The 18371-nt window shown below is 61.8% G+C and carries 18 protein-coding genes; 9 read left to right on the top strand and 9 right to left on the bottom strand.

The window, feature by feature from the left end:
• Positions 1-1433 (bottom strand): NB-ARC domain-containing protein (locus EV192_RS40485; RefSeq protein ID WP_165960887.1); only part of this gene is annotated, 1433 nt, incomplete at its 3' end.
• Between the two features lie 283 nt (positions 1434-1716).
• On the opposite strand from EV192_RS40485, the gene EV192_RS40480 reads away from it, so the two are divergent.
• On the top strand, positions 1717-2283 hold the full coding sequence (locus EV192_RS40480; RefSeq protein ID WP_132124010.1) for an NUDIX hydrolase: 567 nt from the start codon (positions 1717-1719) through the stop codon (positions 2281-2283).
• Here the strand turns inward: EV192_RS40480 and EV192_RS40475 are convergent.
• Both EV192_RS40475 and EV192_RS40470 read right to left on the bottom strand, forming a co-directional pair.
• Positions 2251-3381 carry an NsdA family TPR-like regulatory protein gene (locus EV192_RS40475; protein WP_132124008.1) on the bottom strand — a complete coding sequence of 377 codons (1131 nt, stop codon included), beginning with the start codon at positions 3379-3381 and terminating at the stop codon, positions 2251-2253. The two genes, EV192_RS40480 and EV192_RS40475, sit on opposite strands and share 33 nt — an antisense overlap.
• 181 nt (positions 3382-3562) lie before the next feature.
• Positions 3563-3952: an XRE family transcriptional regulator gene (locus EV192_RS40470; protein WP_132124007.1), complete on the bottom strand. Its 390-nt coding sequence runs from the start codon at positions 3950-3952 to the stop codon at positions 3563-3565.
• A 169-nt stretch (positions 3953-4121) separates the two neighbouring features.
• Between EV192_RS40470 and EV192_RS40465 the strand changes: the two genes are divergently transcribed.
• The 5 genes from EV192_RS40465 (at position 4122) to EV192_RS40445 (ending at position 8206) form a co-directional block, all read left to right on the top strand.
• Entirely contained in the window at positions 4122-4403 is a 282-nt protein-coding gene (locus EV192_RS40465; protein WP_132124005.1) for a helix-turn-helix domain-containing protein, read from the top strand.
• Positions 4400-4762 (top strand): WhiB family transcriptional regulator, encoded by a 363-nt coding sequence (locus EV192_RS40460; protein ID WP_243727374.1) that lies wholly within the window; start codon positions 4400-4402, stop codon positions 4760-4762. The genes EV192_RS40465 and EV192_RS40460 overlap by 4 nt, the downstream gene beginning before the upstream one ends.
• Positions 4762-5097, top strand: a complete 336-nt coding sequence (locus EV192_RS40455; protein WP_207926585.1) for a hypothetical protein — start codon at positions 4762-4764, stop codon at positions 5095-5097. The genes EV192_RS40460 and EV192_RS40455 overlap by 1 nt, the downstream gene beginning before the upstream one ends.
• Entirely contained in the window at positions 5094-5987 is an 894-nt protein-coding gene (locus EV192_RS40450; RefSeq protein ID WP_243727373.1) for a hypothetical protein, read from the top strand. The genes EV192_RS40455 and EV192_RS40450 overlap by 4 nt, the downstream gene beginning before the upstream one ends.
• Positions 5988-6073: 86 nt before the next feature.
• Positions 6074-8206, top strand: coding sequence for a cell division protein FtsK (locus tag EV192_RS40445; RefSeq protein ID WP_132124199.1), 2133 nt, complete (start codon positions 6074-6076; stop codon positions 8204-8206).
• A 181-nt stretch (positions 8207-8387) separates the two neighbouring features.
• Here EV192_RS40445 and EV192_RS40440 read toward each other — a convergent pair whose 3' ends face one another.
• From EV192_RS40440 to EV192_RS40430, 3 genes are all read right to left on the bottom strand, one after another.
• A complete protein-coding gene (locus tag EV192_RS40440; protein ID WP_132123999.1) occupies positions 8388-9218 on the bottom strand; it encodes a helix-turn-helix domain-containing protein in 831 nt (276 codons plus the stop codon).
• Between the two features lie 39 nt (positions 9219-9257).
• Entirely contained in the window at positions 9258-9455 is a 198-nt protein-coding gene (locus EV192_RS40435; RefSeq protein WP_132123997.1) for a hypothetical protein, read from the bottom strand.
• 78 nt (positions 9456-9533) lie between these two features.
• Positions 9534-9728: a hypothetical protein gene (locus EV192_RS40430; RefSeq protein WP_132123995.1), complete on the bottom strand. Its 195-nt coding sequence runs from the start codon at positions 9726-9728 to the stop codon at positions 9534-9536.
• 578 nt (positions 9729-10306) lie between these two features.
• On the opposite strand from EV192_RS40430, the gene EV192_RS40425 reads away from it, so the two are divergent.
• From EV192_RS40425 to EV192_RS57215, 3 genes are all read left to right on the top strand, one after another.
• The gene (locus tag EV192_RS40425; protein WP_132123993.1) at positions 10307-11470 is read left to right on the top strand and encodes an NsdA family TPR-like regulatory protein; all 1164 of its coding nucleotides are present in this window, start codon (positions 10307-10309) and stop codon (positions 11468-11470) included.
• A 279-nt stretch (positions 11471-11749) separates the two neighbouring features.
• On the top strand, positions 11750-12070 hold the full coding sequence (locus EV192_RS40420) for a hypothetical protein (protein WP_132123991.1): 321 nt from the start codon (positions 11750-11752) through the stop codon (positions 12068-12070).
• Positions 12071-12421: 351 nt separating this feature from the next.
• Positions 12422-12784, top strand: a complete 363-nt coding sequence (locus EV192_RS57215) for a tyrosine-type recombinase/integrase (RefSeq protein ID WP_341770973.1) — start codon at positions 12422-12424, stop codon at positions 12782-12784.
• A gap of 844 nt (positions 12785-13628) precedes the next feature.
• Here EV192_RS57215 and cas1 read toward each other — a convergent pair.
• From cas1 to EV192_RS40400, 3 genes are all read right to left on the bottom strand, one after another.
• Positions 13629-14591, bottom strand: coding sequence for a CRISPR-associated endonuclease Cas1 (gene cas1 / locus EV192_RS40410; protein ID WP_243727395.1), 963 nt, complete (start codon positions 14589-14591; stop codon positions 13629-13631).
• Positions 14592-14744: 153 nt separating this feature from the next.
• A complete protein-coding gene (locus EV192_RS40405) occupies positions 14745-15140 on the bottom strand; it encodes a hypothetical protein (RefSeq protein ID WP_132123986.1) in 396 nt (131 codons plus the stop codon).
• A 156-nt stretch (positions 15141-15296) separates the two neighbouring features.
• Positions 15297-17915 (bottom strand): DNA polymerase, encoded by a 2619-nt coding sequence (locus EV192_RS40400; RefSeq protein WP_165960886.1) that lies wholly within the window; start codon positions 17913-17915, stop codon positions 15297-15299.
• Between the last annotated feature and the right edge of the window lie 456 nt (positions 17916-18371).

Here is an 18371-nt window from a genome sequence, read left to right as displayed (position 1 = left end):
CCCGCCTTCCCCCGCCAGTACGCGATGTGGCGCCGAGTGATCAACGTGTCAGGATGGTCCGAGCCATGATGCTTCTGCGCAGTGATACGTTGTCGGTCGAAGTAGTCTCGGGCCTCTGCTACCAGCCCAGTCTGTCCAAGGCTATTTCCGGCGCGGAACAGCACTTTGTGACCGTCGGGCTCCCACAAATGTTGACCCCCAGCCTCGGATAGAGCATCAGCGTTCGCGCGCAAGACCTGCCCCAGAGCAGTGTCCCGCTCGACGTACGGCCAGATCTGCAACAGCGCGTCAGCAGCTGCGTGCACCACGATCGGCAGGCGACGGGATGGCAGTGTGTCGCGGACCACGCGCTGTACAAGGGCGTGTATCCGCACCGCTCGGGCTATTGATCCTGGGTCTAGGTTGATCAGACTCAGTCGGTGCAAACACCCCAACCCATCCCGAGCCTGCTCGGCATCGACGTCACGTCCCAGTGTGCTAGTCAACAGATCTGTCACGGCTGGGGTCATGAACACGTCGGCTGGAATGCCGTTGGCGTCCAGCATGCTGGCTACCTCCAACAACAGTCCGGCCACTCCCTCTGGCTCCAGCCGGTTGGCTTGTTCGATCGACAATGACCAGGTCGCAGCCACCGTTGCCTGATGCTCGTCGGGCAACCCGTCTGGCTCGGGCACCAACGTAGCCAACCGTCGTCGACGATCCGCCAGCCTGTCCCGGTAAGCGGCGCAGGGCAGGTTCCGGTCACGCATGTAGGCCCCTGCTTGGGCCAACGCCAGCGGCAGATACCCCAACGCACCAGCAAGCTCACCAGCACGGTCCAGTAGATGGGGCTGATCGGCTAACGCAGCCTGTAGATAATCATGTGCCGCGTGAGGGGTGAACACCCCCACCTCAATCTGGCGGCGGCCGTAACCGCGCAGGGCGGCATCACGGCGCCGAGTGGTCACCACCACCCGACCGGTGGCGGTGGCCGGCGGCCACAACCCCCGCAGATCACCTGGATTCTGCACATCGTCGAGAACAATCAGCCAGCGTGCCGACGTGCTGGCCAACCACTCCATCAAGCGACGCGCACCCAACTGAGGGTCGGCATCCTGGACACCAGTCACGTCCGCGGCTACACGAGCACAGGTGGAGATGATGGCCTCCCGCGATCCTGCAGTCACCCACACCATCAGTTCCACCTCACCCGCCACCCATACCCGCTCCGCGTAGTCCACCGCCACTTGGGTCTTGCCAACACCTCCCAAGCCAGACACCACACCCGTCCGCACCACCGAATCCGAGGTCAGTACGGCAGCATTCCCTGACTCCAGTGTTTGGGCCAACAGATCGGTCGTCTCGCGGTGCTGAAACGCCGCTGCCCGAGGCGGGAGTGTCCCAGCCCGGTACGGCAACGCCACCTCAGGGCGCACTGCCTGGCGAAACTCCATGGCGTGAGCCTGAAACAGGTTCCGGACCGCATGAGCCTGGACGGTCCAAGACGTGTCACCGTCCGAGTCGTTCGCCGAGTCGATGGGACTATCGCTCATTCTACGAGTATCTCGCCGTAGCCTCATCGCCACCGCAGAGCCGACCACGGTAACCCGAATGGATGTGCGTACCTCACCCCTCGCGCGCCGCGCGTCCTGGTCAGGACCACGAACGAAGAGCGACAAATGGATCGAGGGCTGGCCCCACAGGGGATGTTGACGTTAGCCCCCTTAGGCTGCCGCCGTGACTGAGGCACACGGATCTTGGAAGACATACGGCGAGCGGCTCGTCTACGACAACCGATGGGTCCGGTTGGGGCTCGTGGACGTGGAGGCACCGAATGGCGAACGCTGGGAGTATCACGTAATCCACCTAGCGCCGATCTCGATCGGGCTGGTCGTGGACGACCAGGATCGAGTCCTGATGTTGTGGCGGTATCGGTTCGCTACCGAGCAGTGGGGGTATGAGTTGCTGGGTGGCCTTGTGGAGGACGGTGAGGCACCGGCCGACACGGCGGCACGCGAGATCGAGGAAGAGAGCGGATGGCGGCCGATCGGCGAGCCGGAGCACTTGATCAGCTTTGAGCCGTTGCCGGGCCAGGTGACGGCACCGACCAGTGTGTACTTGTGGCGGCAGGCCGAGAAGATCGGCGAGCCGACCGACACTGAGGAAGTTGGCCGTCTGGAATGGGTTCCACTGAGCCGCATCCCGGAGTTGGCTCTACAGCAGCAGATTCTTGGTTCAGGTGCGCTGGTTCCGTTGCTGTACTACTTGGCGTCACGCAATACCGGCGCTGCCGGGCAGGATTAGGCCGCTGAGTCTGCGTCGCTGCCGGTCGGACTTGATCTGTGAGGCTATTCGTTTCGCCTCACGCGCGTACGAGAGTGCGGCGTCCCGGTCCCCGGCAGCGGCGTAGGCGAACGCGAGATCAACCAACATGCCGCCTCTGGCACGGATGAACTCGGCAGGCAGGCGCGGTAGCGCGTGGCTGAGTTGTTCGATCGCGTCCGGTTCGCCGAGTCGCGCCAGCGCATGCCCGCGCCATCGGTCCAGGTGTGCGTCGGCAAGGAAGAGGAACGGCAGCGACGGGTCCACCGGATCGGGCGGTACAAGCGTGCCCGCCGCGTCGAACGCGCGGAGCGCGTCATCACGTCGGCCGGCGGCGGCAAGGCCCTCACCGTGGGCAGCAGCGAGCCATGCGCGCAAGAGTGACGGTGCTGCGTGTTCGGCGACGTCGCGAGCGCTTGCGAGGAGGTCGACGGCGCCGGGGATCTCGCCCAGGTCGATCAGGATGAACGCCTGTTGAGCGGTCGCGTGCGCGAGCAAGGTCGGTGACTTGGCCTCAAGAGCGGCACTCTTGGCGCGCTCGTGATGCTCCCATGCCTGGCTGAAAGCGTTGCGGTCCAACGCTTCCCAACCGGCCAACGCGGACGCTTCCGTCAGCACGCCGGCCAACGCCTCCCTGTGGGCCTGGGCCGTGCCGAAACTGAGCAAGCCCTCTACCTGCTTTATCGTGCTCCGGAGTTGGTCCAGCAGGACAACCCCGCCGAACCGCCGGTCGACATGACGCGCGTCCTCAACCTGACGGCTGAACCGTTCGATCATCCCCGCGTCGACTGTGCGAGCGACGGCGATGCGGGCAAGCAGCTCGTCTGCGTCGTCGTCATCCTCTTCCGGCGGGAAGCCAAGCTCCTCGTTCGTGCGGCCGTAGATGTCCCGGAACAGGCGCTGATATGTCGCGCTGACCGTTTCGTGGCCGTTCTCCCAGCGAGATACTTTCGTTTTCAAGCTGGTCGCTGACATGACCGGAACAGCGAGCACGTCCGCTCGCCTCAGCAACATCCGGATGACCTCGTCAGCCGAGTAGCCAAGCTGCTTTCGAACCGCTTGAAGCCTCGTTCCCGTCATGTCTCCCCCTGGTCAATAACCGCCCTGACCTGCGTAGTTAATTCAGGTTAATGGGGAGCGGGTTAACCTGAGCCAACTGTGGAAACGCGCGGAACTGCCGTTCTCCATAGACATGAACGCGCCACGCAACCACCGACCAGCGGCCCCGAGTCGGCCGCTGATCACCCCGCCGAAGCGGGTTCTATCGCTCGCGGTTCGCATCCGAACGGTTGATCATCGACGCCAGGTTGATGTTCATCTCGTCGAGCCTCCCCGTGATCTCGTCGAGCCGGTCTTCTATGGCGGACAAGCGATCCGCGACAGGGTCCGTACCGATGTAGAGCGGATCACCCGGCACCGGCGGCTTGCGTCCACGCAGGACGGCCGTCAGATGCTGCGGGTGCCAGCCCAGGGCGACGGACAGCGCCTCAAGCGTGCGGTTGCTGCGGCGACGCTCCACAGTGTTGTACTGGAGTTCGCGGATGATGGCCTGCGACACAGCAGAGCGCTCCGCGAGCACGCGTTGCTTCATGCCAAGCTCGTGCACGCGCTCATTGATGGCCTTCGCGACCGCCGCCCAATCTTCCGTCACGTATTCCTCCGCGCTCCGCCTCAGCGCCGAGATTAGCCGGTCGTCGCGTTTCCGCGGAGCCGAATAACACATAGCTTGCGCGCGATTGGACCATTCGTGTCTCAATACGCCGATATCAGCGTGAAATTTCCGCTGAAATTCTTTCATCACAGACTTAAGGAATTCCTCGATGAGTACAGCTATGCCTAACGCCGGTCCGCCGGCGTTCTACACAGTTCGGGAAGCCGCGCGGATTCTCCGCGTGGACCCCGCCACCTTGTACCGGGCGATCAGGGAGGACGCCTTCCCTGCCGTCCGTGTCCGGACCCGCTACGTCGTCCCAGCCGCTGCGCTGGACAAGCTCGTGGCGGAGGCCGCCGAGTCCGGCGGTTGTGTCGACGTGGCTCGGATGGCATCCGAGCGACGGACGGCACGTGAGGTCGAGCGGCTGACCGGGGGTGCGTCATGGTGAACCCTCGCGATGTCGAGCGGCTCGGTGAGATTGCCGCTCGGTTGGATCGGTTGCGGAACGTCCCGACGGACGTGCTCGCGGCGATCGTGACTCGGGATGGCCTGTGCATGTGGGCCTTCACTGACGCTGACCCGGGTGAGTTGACCGGCAGCGACACTCCGGACCGGGAGTTGGCCGCGCGGTACTGCGCCGGGTGTCCGGTGCAGGACGAGTGTCTGGAATGGGAGTTGCGGCTACACGGCCCGGACACGGTCGGGATATGGGGCGGCATGCCGGAAGACGACCGGCGCGCGCTGTATCCGCTGTGGCGGACACGTGGTGGCCGGCCCGGCGAGCACACCGAAGAGGGTGAGCAGTGATGACGCTCCATCTGACGCCTGAACAAGTGTTGGCCGGTGTCGGCATCCTGCTGGCCCTGCTGCTGGTGTGGCGGTTCGGTGCCCGTAAGGCCAAGGCGGCGGCCAACGCGGCTCGTACGGGTGCGCGGCTGGTGTCGTTGGCCGGTCGGGTCGGTTTCACCGGCGCGTTGCTGGTCGGTGTGCAGTGGATCGTGGTCACGCACCCGGGCAACCTGACGTTGCTGCTGGTCGTGCTCGCGATACCGGACCTGCTCGCCGGCTACGTCCTGACGCGAGCGTTGACGGTGTCCACGATGGATGGTCCGACAGGGCGACGTCGGGGTGGTCGACGATGACTACTCCAGTCACCCCACAGGGACAGGAGACGGTGGAAGGGGTGGCCGCCTACGGGCGGCCGTCCCGCCGTCCCACAGTCCCGTCCACTCGTGCGGACAGGCTCGCGCGGGAGGCGGCGGAAGCGGCTGAAGTCCGTGCGTACCAAACACATCCGGACGTGGTCGCGTTGCGGGTGGAGCAGGTCCGCGGACAGGTGGATCGGTTGTGCTGGGCCGGGATCATGCTCGGTCTGGCGTTCACGATGACCAACGTGCAACAGTTCGCCGCCGCCGGGGCCACGCCGTGGTCGCTGCCCTGGCTTGCCGCGTGGCTGCTGGACCCGACGGTGTCGTTGGTGTTGCTGGCCATTCTGCGCGCGGAGCAGGTCACCGCTCGGTATCAGGTCCAGACCGGGCGGTGGGTGCGGCGAGCGAAGTGGTTCACGCTCGCGGCCACGTACGTGATGAACACGTGGGCCTCGTACGCGGCCGGGTCGCTATCGGGGATCGTGCTGCACTCGGTCCCGCCGTTGGTGGTGTTCGCGGCGGCGGAAGCGATCACCGATCTGCGGGACAAACTCACCGACGCGGTCATGGCAGCGTTCACCAACGCACGCACGATGACCCCACTACCGGACGGGCAGCCCGTTCACGAGCCGCGTACCGAGCCACGACCGGCCCGGCCGTCTCGCCGGGTGGGTAAGCGGCGGACGTTGTTCGCGGATTACTTGGCTGACGCTCGGGCGGCGTGGCGGCCGGGTGTGGCGGTCACACCGGCCTGGGTACGCCAGGTCACTACGTGCTCACGCGGATTGTCCTCCCGGTTGTCCGCCGCGCTGGTAGCGGAACTGGAGTCGCCTGCTGCCTCTGCTGAGACACCGGACGAGCCGGAAAGCGGGGTGTGGCAATGAGTACCGATAACACCCCTGAACGCTCCGGTGAGCCGGTGAACGCCACCGAACCGTCCACACTGCCCATTCACCAGGCCCAACCAGAGATGGTCCGGGTGGGACCGGTGTACGACGCGGAACTCGTGGACGGTGACACCCCGCCGACCACAAGACGCGCTGTCCGGATGCGGCTGGTCTCGTGGTGGCAGCGTTCACCACGGGTGCCGCGTGCGCTCAAGAGTCGCCGGTACGCCGTTCAGGCCGCCAAGGACTCCGTGGTGGCCCTGCTGCGGTGCCCGTTGCGGTATCTCGGCGCGGTCGTACGCGGCGTGGTGGTCGCCGTGCGAGTGTGGCGTCGGTGGGTGCGGGTACACGACTACCGGACCGCCGCTGAGGAGTCTGCGAAGCTGGCCGACAAGTTCGGCGATATCCGCGCGTTGTCGTTGTTCCGGTGGAAGGTCACCGGAGTCGTTGCGGCCATGACCATGCTTGCGGTCTGGGTAGCTGACTTGATCTATGACGCTCCGGCACTGTGGATCACGGGGATGGCCGCGTCGGCAGCGTTGGCGATTACAGGGCGACGCAAGGACGGCAGTCCCGGCCGCAAAGCCGTGCTCGCCGGTCCGCGCTCGTTGACCTGGACCATGGACCCTCAGGTTCTGGTGGACGCGTTCCGGGACGCAAAGCTGATCGGCAAGGATGAAACGCTGCGCCTGGTCGAACGCGCCTCCCGAGCCGGGGACGGGTGGGCCATCACTGTGGATCTCCCAGCCACCCGCAAGGCCGCCGACGTGGTCAAGAATCGGGAAGCGCTCGCGTCCGCGCTCGCGGTGGACGAGGTTCAGTTGATCGTGGAACGGGTGCGCGGCAGCGGCGGGCACGCCGGGCGAGTCGCGCTCTGGGTCGCGGACGAAGACCCGTACGCCAAGGAGTCGCCACCGACACCGTTGTTGCGAGCGGAAGCGTGGGACGTGTGGCGGCCGGTGCCGTTCGGCCGTGACCCACGTGGCCGCCGGGTGGATCTGCCGTTGGTGTGGACGTCGGTGCTGATCGGTTCGCTACCCAGGCATGGCAAGACCATGGCCGCACGGCTTGCGGCGGCTGGGCTGATCCTGGACCCGTACGCCCGGCTGTATGTGGCGGATTTCAAGGGCGGCAAGGACTGGAAGGCGTGCGAGCAGTGCGCGCACCGGTTCTTCTCTGGCGACGATACCGAGCATGTGCTGACCTTCCGGGCATGGCTGGAGTCGTTGGTGGTCGACGTGCAGGCCAGGTATGCGCGGATGCAGCGTTTGGACGATGAGATCTGCCCGGAATCGAAGATCACTCCAGCGATCAGCAGAGATTCTATAGTGGACATGCCGGTCACCGCGGTCATCATCGACGAAGCGCACATCCCCTTGGAAGACAAGACAACTATTGAAGTCAACGGCAAGAAGGCGAAGCTCGGAGACTACATCGGCGACCTACTGACCTGGCTGGTACGCAAGGGGCCGGCGGCCGGAATCGTGGTCATCATGGCCACCCAACGGCCCGACTCGAACACCATCCCGTCCCGGTTGCGGGCGGTACTCGGATCCCGGTTCGCGTTGCGGGTGATGGACTGGCGCGACTCGAACATCATCCTGGGCGAACAGATGAACACCCGCGGATATGACGCATCCACCCTGCTCGCCTCGCACAAGGGCGTGGGCATCCTGCGCCCGGACGGGGAAACCAGCCAAGGCAGCGGGGATGTACTCGCGGCGACGCTGCGCACCTACTACATGTCCAATCAGGACTGGCAGGCCATCTGTGAGCGCGGGCGGGCTCTGCGCGAGCAAGCGGGAACCCTGTCCGGGCATGCGGCCGGACAGGACACCACATTGGTGCTGGACCATGCGGCCGTTGTCAACGCCATCGGCACTACCACGACCGAACCGGACCAAGCGGGGATCATCGAGGAGTTGCCTGAGCCGCTCGCGTCCGTGGTGGCCTACCTGGGCGACGAGCTCGACGACGAGGACGGCCGGGTGTTCGTGCCGACCGCTGAACTGATCGACGCCCTGAGTGTCGAGCCAACCTTGTTCGGGCGGCAGATGGGAGAGTTGGGATGTCGCTCGAAGCGCGAACGCGTCCCGACCGAGGATGGCTCGGTTCGTCAGGTGCGGGGGTTCTACACGGCCGACATCCGCGCCGCCGTACGTGCCGTCCATGCCGGAGAGATCACCGTCAGCGACGGCACGGACGACGAGGACTGAGCGGCCAGTGGACCCGTCACACGGTCACCGGCAACCCGTCTCAATGGGTCGTACCCGTCACAACGACTGTGACGGGTACGACCCGGCGGTGACCTGGGCAAACAACACTGTGACGGGTGTGACGGGTCGACTGCCGACCCGTCACACCCGTCACCACCGCCAGCCTTAGGGCGAGTCGGGGTCAGCCGCTCTGGAGCTTCCGGATCATGCTCAGTGACTGTTCCGGGGACAGTGCGAGGTGTGCGAGATGCTTGAGTGCTCGTCCTATGCGGAAGATGCCATCAGGGTGGGTGATCTCTTGGAAGTCGCTGAACAGGTCGGTCGTGAATGCCCGATCGGACGTGCCCACGTCGTTGAAGCCCAGCAGGATCATGTGACCGGCGATCCCGGCATGCAGGTCCACCGACTGCGGCACAACCTGCAACGTGACGTTGGGCAACCAGGAAACGGCGAGAAGCCTCGACAGCTGCGCACGACTCACCCCCTGATGCAGTACCGGCTCGTACACCAGGAAATTCACCACGAGAGGTTCACTCCTGATCAGTACGTGCTCCTGACGCTTGCTGATCATCGTGACTCGCCGGTCAGCAGCCATCGGGTCGGGACCGGACAGAAGCTGGTCACTCACTACCCGCGCATAGTCCTCCGTCTGCATCAGGTCCGGGATGCCACCCGGCGCGAACTCGACCATGGCGGACGCGCTGTCTTCGGCGGCGATGTAGTGACAGTTCGCCAGGCTGTAGACACCGGGCTTCTGCCACCAGCCGCGCCGACGAGCCGCCTCGTACAACTCCTCGAACGGCGCCCGATCCGCCACCGCGTACAGTGCGAGAATCGCCTGCAACTCGTGCCACGACGGCAACTGGTTCGTCTCCAGACGACTCACCTTCTGCATCTCGAAGTGCAGAAGCTCAGCCGCCTCCGTCTGGGTGTATCCGGACTGCCCACGCAGATCGCGCAACGCGCGGATCAGGCGACAGCCAGCGTGGTTAAGTACCCGAGAGGTGCTCATGCATCCGCCTATTTTCTCTATGGGTCATGGTGATCACGTTCAGGACGGGTAGGTGCTCGACCGAGCAGAACCGGAGGCCAGCCGGATCACCCTTCGCAGCAACCGCGACACGCGCGGGCCGCCGTCCGGATAGGTCACCGGCCGATACGGCACCGCAGGCGTAGGCGCGTCCAGCCACCACGGGGTAATCGGCGAGGTCGGCAGGTCCAGCCACAACAACTCCGTGTCTGGCTCCACCCGCCGCGCTGAACGGTCCCGACTCCGCCGGTGCCTGCGTCGCTCACTACGCCTCATCGTTGCGGTGACAAGAAAGCATCACTCGTCACCGCTAGGAGTACCAGCCGCATGGGCACGAAGTAGGTTGGCGACAACGCTCAACTGATCCGCGAACGCGATCAGATCACCATCAGTGACACGACCTGTAGGCAAGCGGAAGGCCATATCGTCCGCCGCCCACTGCACACCCCTCAACAACACCGCCAACTTCGCAATCAACTCATCCTCGTTCACTGCCACCCCACAAACACACGCGCCAGTAGCCCCGGTTTGGCATGGCGCGGCCCGGCCGGACGCTGACGCGCAACAGGTGCGTGGGCTTGGTTCCGCGACCTGAAGCGCAGGAACGCGACACAGCGCGGACACCGACCACTCGGCGGCTCAGCCATCGACCCTGGAACCGCGACGAAGCCACACATGGCCAGATACGTCCCCGAACCGTCAGCCATCCCAGCAGCCATGTTCTCGTCGGTCACCGCGTGATCAGCGTCGTCAACCACGCTCGTTACCCAGATCCACCACACCCGGGCACCCACAACCCATTCCTCCCGAACAGTTCCGGTCGTGACCGGAACCGAGAGGAGGTTTGGGGCGTCCCCGGTTCCGGCCACGACATCGCCCGGTGGCTGAGGCGCGAAGCTAGGAGGAATCGCTCCACCGGGCAGTCTGGGATGACCACGGGGACCATCCATGTCAGACTGATACCAGCTTGTCATCAGCGTATACAGGCTGAACACGGCCCAGAAGCGACTTGTGGCGACCTACCAACGACATGGCGAACACGACCGAGTGAAGAGGGCAGGCAACGAGCGATGCCGGACGCCAGCGGCACGAACCGACCGACGCGAACTCTGCTCGAACAACTCATCAGGGAGCGTCGACAGACGTTGGAAGAGTTCGTGGCCTACGCCGAAATCTTTGCTCGTGAGCACGGCGAGCCTGGCACGCTCGGATTGCGGCACTTGCAGAGATTGCTCGCTGGTCGACGGTCCGACGGTCGGCCGCTGGGACCGGTTCGCCCGACGACCACACGCCTGCTCGAACAAATCTTCGATGTAGACATTCACGAGCTACTCTCTCCACCGAACCCATCGTGGGAGCACGACTCCGCCAACGAACTACGGGAACGACTGCAAACGTCCAACCGAGTCGATTCGACGGTTATTGACCTGCTCTACGAACAACTGAACGCGATACGCCGCCTCGACCGACAATTGGGCGCCACGGTCGCTTACGACGAGGTACGGGTTAAGGTTGGCCAGGTCAAGCGGCTACTCTCACATAGCCTGTCTCCGGACGCGCGGGCACGCTTGGCCGCTCTCCTTGCCGAGTTGTGCATGCTGGCCGGCTGGCAGGCGCTTGATCTTCGCAACGCGACAGAATCATGGGAACACTACGAACAGGCCAAATCCGCAGCGAGTGAGTCAAACTCTGAAGCATTCGAAGCACAAACCGCAGCGCAGCAGGCATTCGTATTAATCGACATCGAGAAGACATCTGACGCGGCCGCACTACTCGCAGAGTCGAGAGAAAAGGCCACCAACTCATCGCCCGCAGTCATACGCGCTTGGCTGGCTGCCGCGCATGGCGAGACCCTCGCAGCAAATGGGCAGGTTTCCGAATGTCTTCGAGCATTCGCCCAAGCCGCTAACCTGCTGCCAACGGATACGAGCACAGTCGACGGTCCGTACGTCGCGCTTGACCCAGTCCATCTCGACAGATGGCGAGGCCACGCCCTCGCCCGACTCGGAACCTCCGACGCCGTGGAAGTGCTTTCGGGAACGCTCGAACGCCTAGATCCATCCTTCACGCGCGCCGAGACTGGACTTCGTGTTGATCTCGCAGTCGCACTCGCGAGGATGAACGAACGAGACGAGGCACTGCGGCAGGCTGGCTACGCGAACCGGCTCGCAGAAGCTATCGGCTCCGCCAGACAGCAACGACGCGTCCGCGCACTCACAGTGACCCTGAGGTAAACTGAAGCCGCACATCAGCGCCCGTCCACAGTAGACGACCGTGGGTGCGGAACTGGGTGCGAATCCTCTTCACACCGTGCCTTCAGTGCGACATTTCAACATTTTGCAATCGCTAAATGCCCAGGTAGACCACCATGGCCGCATTTCATAGCCGACTCAAAATCCGTCCAGTGTGCGTTCGAGTCGCACCGGGGGCACCCGTTCCCGCAGGTCACAAGTGGTAGACCAATCCGATATGATGATCCATCCATGCCTAACCCATGCCAAATGGGGTGGATCATGGCGAGGCCACCGCTCGAACTCGGCACCTACGGAGAGATCAGGACCTACTACCGCCTCGACGGTGGCAAATGGCGCCCCGGCGACACACTGCCCGACGACGTCAAGGCACCCGAGTGGAAGGCCGTCGCCCAGTTCCGAGACTGGGACGGCAACACCCGCCAAGTCGAACGATCCAGCACCACCGAAGCCAAGGCCAAGGCAGCGCTGAAGGAACGCGCCGGCACCGCCACCGGTGATCTCAACGCTGGTTCCCGCGTCCATCACGCGATCGACCTCTACCTCGCGGAGGCGAAGCGCACTGTCGTAGACACCAGCTAGGACCGGTATGAAAGCACATGTCGCATCTACGTCCAGCCCTACCTTGGCGCGCTGTTGATCCGCGAATGCAGCGCCGGCCGGATCAAGAAGGCGATTGAGAAGATCCGCGACGACTACCCACCATCGCATCCTCGACTCTGCGCGGAATCCGGTCCCGCATCTCCGGCGTCCTGCAGGTCGCAATCGACCACGAAGTCATCACCGTCAACGCAGCCAAGCACATGGGCAACATCAAGGGCGGCCCCAAGCGGAAGGCGCACGCGTTCGACGCCGAGCAACTGCAACATCGTTGCGGTCAAAGGCAAAGGCGTCGTCCGGCACTCCGGGAAGAGGTTCGCCTCGAAGAGGATCGTGGTCTTGCCGGAGTTCCTCCGCACCCTGCTGCGCGTGCGCTGCCCAGTGTCGGCGACGACCGGAGCGGGCGCAGCCGAGCCCGTGTTCCCCTCAGGCACCTTGAGCTGGCGGCACCCATCCAACGTGCAGCGGTCCATCCGACGCCTGCGGGAACGAATCAAGTACCCGACATTCGTCACCCACGTCGGCCGCAAGACCGTCGCCACCGCGCTCGACCAGGCCGGCCACACCGCCCGCCAAGTCGCCGACCAACTCGGACACTCCAACAGCCGCACCACCGAGAAGCACCACATTGAACAGGGCCTCGGCAACCCAGCAGCCGCCGCAGACATCGACGCACTGCACCGGCGGACCAGCTGACCCCATGACCAAAGTGCTTGGGACGGGGCACGGCTTCGTCAAGTTGGACCCAGTAGATGCGGACTTTGGTGTGGGCTGTCGGCGTACTGAGTTGTTCGCTCAGTCGTGTACGGCTGAGCGTGCCCAACGTCCCCGTACGAACATCGACTTGCGGGCTGCACCCGGCGAGCTGAACCCGCCAACTCCCCTCTTGCCGATGAGCGGGATTTACCCCAGGACAACAATGCGTCCCTACTCCGCGTCGAGTGCATTCAGGAGGCGCACGTATGACGCGTCCTCCCCGATGCCGGTTGTGTCGAGCTGGATCGCGCGCGGACGCCTGGCTAGATACTCATCAAGGTGACGGGTATGAATACCAGGACCGCCCCAAGCGATACAGAATTCGGACATAACCGGCGTGTTGGGTCCACAGTAGACGTGTCCACATAGGAGCGCCCCCGGCGTGGTGGGTGCCGGGGGCGCGTGGTGGTGTGAGCTCATCAAGGGCGGTCTCTGGCTAGAGCCTCGCGAACCTCATCCGGAGCAGCATCCCAACAGGTAGCCTCGAACGGCGGGACACCTGGCACGGTCACTTCGCGGTTCCTCACGTTGTACGTGTACCGGATCCTTTGGCCGTTGACGGTGACGACACGGCGCCGAATCTTGTCGTCCATGCTTATCGTCGCTCCTGGTAGGGGTACGGGATGGGTGGTGGCTGTCGTGTCCGTCTGACTGCCAACACGATGGTTGTAATGGAGAGTACAACGAACAGGACGGCCAGTAGAACGAATACCCACGTATCCATGATCACGTAGCCTTTTGTGTCGAGAACAATCACGAGTTCAATCCTCCGTTCGGGTCGTTGTCAGCTAGCGTTCGCGAACCGTCGTTTCCGGTTGCCCTCGGTCAGCGGGGTTCTTTTCTTGGACGCGGTCCCCGTGGCATCATCCACTAGCCGATGGGCTACCCACTCCCAGTGATGTACAAAGCTGGGCAGGCACTGCACTACGATTCCTGCTACCTCGCTGAGTAGGTCGTCGTCCAATCGGCATACACCGTTATCCAGTTCGTAAAACTCGTTTGGTTTAAATACGCGCGCACCTATCCAGTTTAGTATGGCTTGATCTATGAACGGTCGGCCGACTTCCATGATGTCGTGTGCTAGTCCAGGCTTGTCGGTGTTGTCTTTATGGGACAGTCCTAGCAGTGGGTTAAGCCCCAACGCCAGGCATCCGGCGCCAGCCTCGTTTGCCAACACATTGTAAGCGAAGTTGAGTATCGCGTTGGGTGGGTTTTCCGCTAGCCGGGCGGATGACGAGAGGGAAGACTTTCGAGCACCGAACCGCTTCCACCGTGTCTTGACCCTACCGCTGAATCGAAGTGATACGTCTGCCCAGTGTGTCCAATACGCTTTGGCTGCTTCTCTCTCGACGCGATGACATTGTTCCAATGTCTTTGCAGCTGTCATTCTCCTGACGTATCGCTCGAACGCGAAGGCCGCTTCAGGGTTCAACTCTTTCAGAACGTCGCGTTGTCCGCGCACTTTGTGCGTCAAGAGATAGCGGACGATTTCCACGCCGGTGCTGGTTTCTGCCGCGAGGGACTGCGCTCGTTGGAGATTTGCGTCATAGAACGTGCTATTGGCATAGCAAACGTACTCGCCGTCACGAATAACGTAGAGAGACATTCCGACGCCTTGAATCCATTGGAAGACGTCTAGGGTGATGCTGCCGTGTCGTGCTGTGATGATGATTCGTCTGATGGTGCGTTCAGTGCGAGGAATGGTGAGCGTCTCAGTCCCTCGGGGTATCCCGTACCTGATAAGCAAATCGCCTCTCTCGACTGCGAGAGAGGCGATGCCATGTACGAGGATGTGGGTTTGACTGGTCAACTTACGGGCCTCTTTGCCGGTAGGGGAACCAACCTTTCATGTCATATCTTAGTGCGCCCCTACTTGCTCACGATCGCGTTTGGGCAACGATCAGGTACCGATCCTGAGTTCTTTGTCGAACAAGGCGATTGCCTCATTCATTACGACATAAGTCGCGTCGGCGGTTGTGACTGTCATCCCGTTCGGATGAAAAGTTACCTGATGAGTGTTGGCTGATCCACTTGTGCAGTCCACCATACGCACGAAGTGGGCCAGGACGAGCGTGAGCGAATCGAGAGGACTTGCCGTCACGGATTCCCGCACAGTGACCTCGAAATGGGCCTGACAGTTGGTCGCGCACAAGGTCAATGTTGTGTCGCCGCTTGCGTCATCGGTCGTTGTTTCGAGGCAATGTGGGTGATGGGTGACGCAGTGTGCTGCGATTTTGAGGCAGATTAGGAACATGTGACTGCTGTCAGCATCCCACTTAAGCTGTTGTCGGTCCATCTGATGTCTCCATAGTTGTAGCTTGTGGTCGTCGTATGTTGGGGGAGTCATGGCGGAGTTCGCTTCGGTAGAATCGTCCTACCCCGTGGATGAGTACCGCTATGGTTGTGTCGGCCACGCTGGACACTCGCGCTTTCCGCCAGATACCGAGCGTTTTTACTTCGCATTGGTCGCCGCGTTTCCACATGTGTATTTCCATTCCGCGAGTACAGTGCGTGGGTCTTTGACCAGTCGCGGTGACCGTTTGAGGTCTTCGCACGCGATGTGAACGGCCATAGTGACGAGCGCGTTGCGGGTTTGTGGATGTGGCCGTGTTTTACCTGATTGAAGGCGGTGGTATTCCGTCCGGCTGATTCCGGCGAGTCGGGCGTTTTCGGTCGTGGTGTAGCGAGACAACACCAGAAAGATGGCGTCTCGCATTTGGTCCCATTTGATGTCTCCTGGTGTAGCTATCATTTGCAGGTCTGCCGCGTCGATTAGCCCGGCTTGAACGTCGTCAACCTTGTTGCTTTCCTTTCCGATAAAATCGATTCCTCCTAAGCGGACGTGGAGCCGATAGAGCCGCCCTCGGGTGTACGGACCACATGGTTCCCCGTGTGCGTCCGCGAATTTTGCTTCGGGGTGGATGCTGTAGTCGGCTAGCACTTCGCGATAGGTAACGACCTTGACGACATCGGGGGCATTGCCCCACATGTCATCCTCGATATTGCCCCCCGTGATTGTGTATCTCGGCCCGTTTGGATCGTATTTGTTAATCCATTCAGCATTGAGCGGGCTTGTACCGCCTAGGTAGCCGGTAATGAGCTGGATTCCTCGGATGCCCTGCCGCAATCGTGGTTTGTGTTGTGGCCGCATGTAGACGGCGCTCACGAAGTTGAACGGCTTGATTTGATCGGGATAGTTCTTTCCTTGATTCCATACGTTCAATGTTCGGTACAGTCTCGGGGTAGACACACTCCACTGCGATAACGCTGGGGTGTCCAGCCACTCTGAGGAGCCTTCATATGTTCCAATGACGTGTGACCATATGTCGCGTTTCCATTCGGCGTGGGGTCCTTTGAGGTGTCCTAACCCATGCTCAGAATATTTTTCGACTTTGCCGTTCTCGTCGAATAATGCGTAACGTTTGCTGGATATCGCGTAGCAGTATCCAACATATTCCTTTTTGAGCACGTGTGGAATAAGGGACCGGTCGTATGGTGACAAGGTGTCGAAACGTTCGATAATATCGTCGATACGTGCGTCGGTCAGTGCCGGGAACTCGGGGTCGTCGTCCGTGCGGCGACAAATCGCCATGCTGTCCGTGTCGCAGAATACCCACGAACCGCCAGCATCTAGTACGCACTTTTCGAGCATCGCGAGCATTAGCCGGGCCGCTGCCGTAATACTCGCTGCGACCGGCGGCCAGGCATATTGACCAGGACGTTCAGGGTGCCGGACACGAGCACGCCAGGGCGTGTCAGGTGCGCTGAACATTTCCACCGTGGTCTCTGTCAGCGCGTCGTCCCGCACCATTTCGGCGAATACGCCATAACTTCCAGAGTTAGCGAGGACTTTCAGAAATTCGGCGAGTGCTGGTTTGGTGTCTCGCACCCTAGCTCGTTGCTCAATCACCCATTTGAAGAAATCGCTACCCATGGGATCGATGACTGTGTCGCCGCGTAACGCTACTTTCTTGAGTTCGTCTTGTTGTCCGACGGGAACGAACCGTATCGCCTCAAGAATGTTCGGCGTCCGGCCAGTGAGAAGTTTGGATGCCACCAGGTCTGGAATGGCATACCATAAGTCTCCGTCGTAGGTTAGATGGTTGACGCCAATGTTGTACGTGGAACCGTCGCCGTATTGTGCGCGTACGGGCAGGACGTCACCGTCTGGGCGGATGCGTGCTATCCCCACGAATTGGTGCCATAAGTTACGGTTTGTGAAGTAGTCGTCTAGATGGTGTGTGTCAATCAGTTCGCGAATGGAATCGGTAGCCTCCACGATGTTCACATCGCGTGCCTTCAACAAGTCCCACATTCCCATGAGAGCGTTCACTGTGGGATACATTGACGTGAAATCGACCAGCGTAACCGGAACACGTGCGCCACGGATGCGGCATTCGGTGCGGGCACCATAGAACGCTGACATGACCCGGCCGTAAGTGCTGTCATCGATCCCATATTTTTCCAGGGGCGGTACGAGCCCCATAGACCGGTAGTACCCTTTTGACAGTGTTGCTGGCGAGAACACCCTGTGGAGCGGAATCGGAATAGGATGCCTCTCGTACTCCTCAGTGACTCTCGCCAACAGTTCCGTAGTCACGTTGACGTCGTTACGGCAATAGTCAACATAGTCGCTCGTGATGACCCCGTGAGTGTCGGGATGGGTTTTTCGTGAACACCCGAACACGTCGGCAGCCGAATCAAGAGTATGCGGCACGTTGGTTAATGCGAACGTCGCCGTTCGTAAATCAATGAACCGTCCCCGCGTATTCGGCGTGTCCGCGATCGTGGTATATGTCCAACCGATAAACGACTTTTTGCTGTCCAGATGCTTGATTCTCAGATTTGGCCGCAACGTGTAGTCCCACAGCTGAAAACTGAAACCATCGGTGAATGGTGGTCGTGCGTCTGTGACACTGAGGGCTATGCGCGAGAAGTCGAACGGCAGATTGAAACCCGCAATGATGGCGTTTCGTTTGTAGCCTATGTCCCACATCCACCGTTCCACGAATTGCTTGCGGCTGATGAGATGCAGCCGCCAATCGGGTTCTCGTGGCCCAAGAAAACGCATGTCAACGTCAGCCGAGTGTCCAGCGCAGTACCTGAACAAGGTCCGATATGCGTCAGGGTCTCGCGTGGGTAAGTCGTCCGCGTAGATGAGACCTTCCGCTAGCGTGTGGAAGGAACCTCGGTATCGCACGACGTATCGGAAGCATCCGAACGTGAGCCTTTGCGTTTCGTCCGTCGTGGTTTCCGTGTCAAAGATGATATACTCGTCCATAGTCTAATCGCCCCCGGAAGAATTTCGATCCAACTTGGGGTTAGGTGTCCAGGCGCCGTCATCAAGTGCCCGTGACATGAGGCGGCCATACAGTCGGCATAGGAGTTCTCCCAACAGGGCGTACCCGACACCTATCGCGCGCATTCTTTCGAGCTCGGTTCGGTTTCTGTTCTTGCGGAGATCAATTCCGGCGGTTCGCTGCCATCTAGTGACCATGCTGTGGCATCGAGTGCACAACGGCACGGT

The organism is Actinocrispum wychmicini (genome assembly GCF_004345645.1).
In the GTDB taxonomy this organism is placed as follows: Bacteria; Actinomycetota; Actinomycetes; order Mycobacteriales; family Pseudonocardiaceae; genus Kibdelosporangium; species Kibdelosporangium wychmicini.
This window is presented reverse-complemented; position numbering and strand designations above follow the sequence as displayed.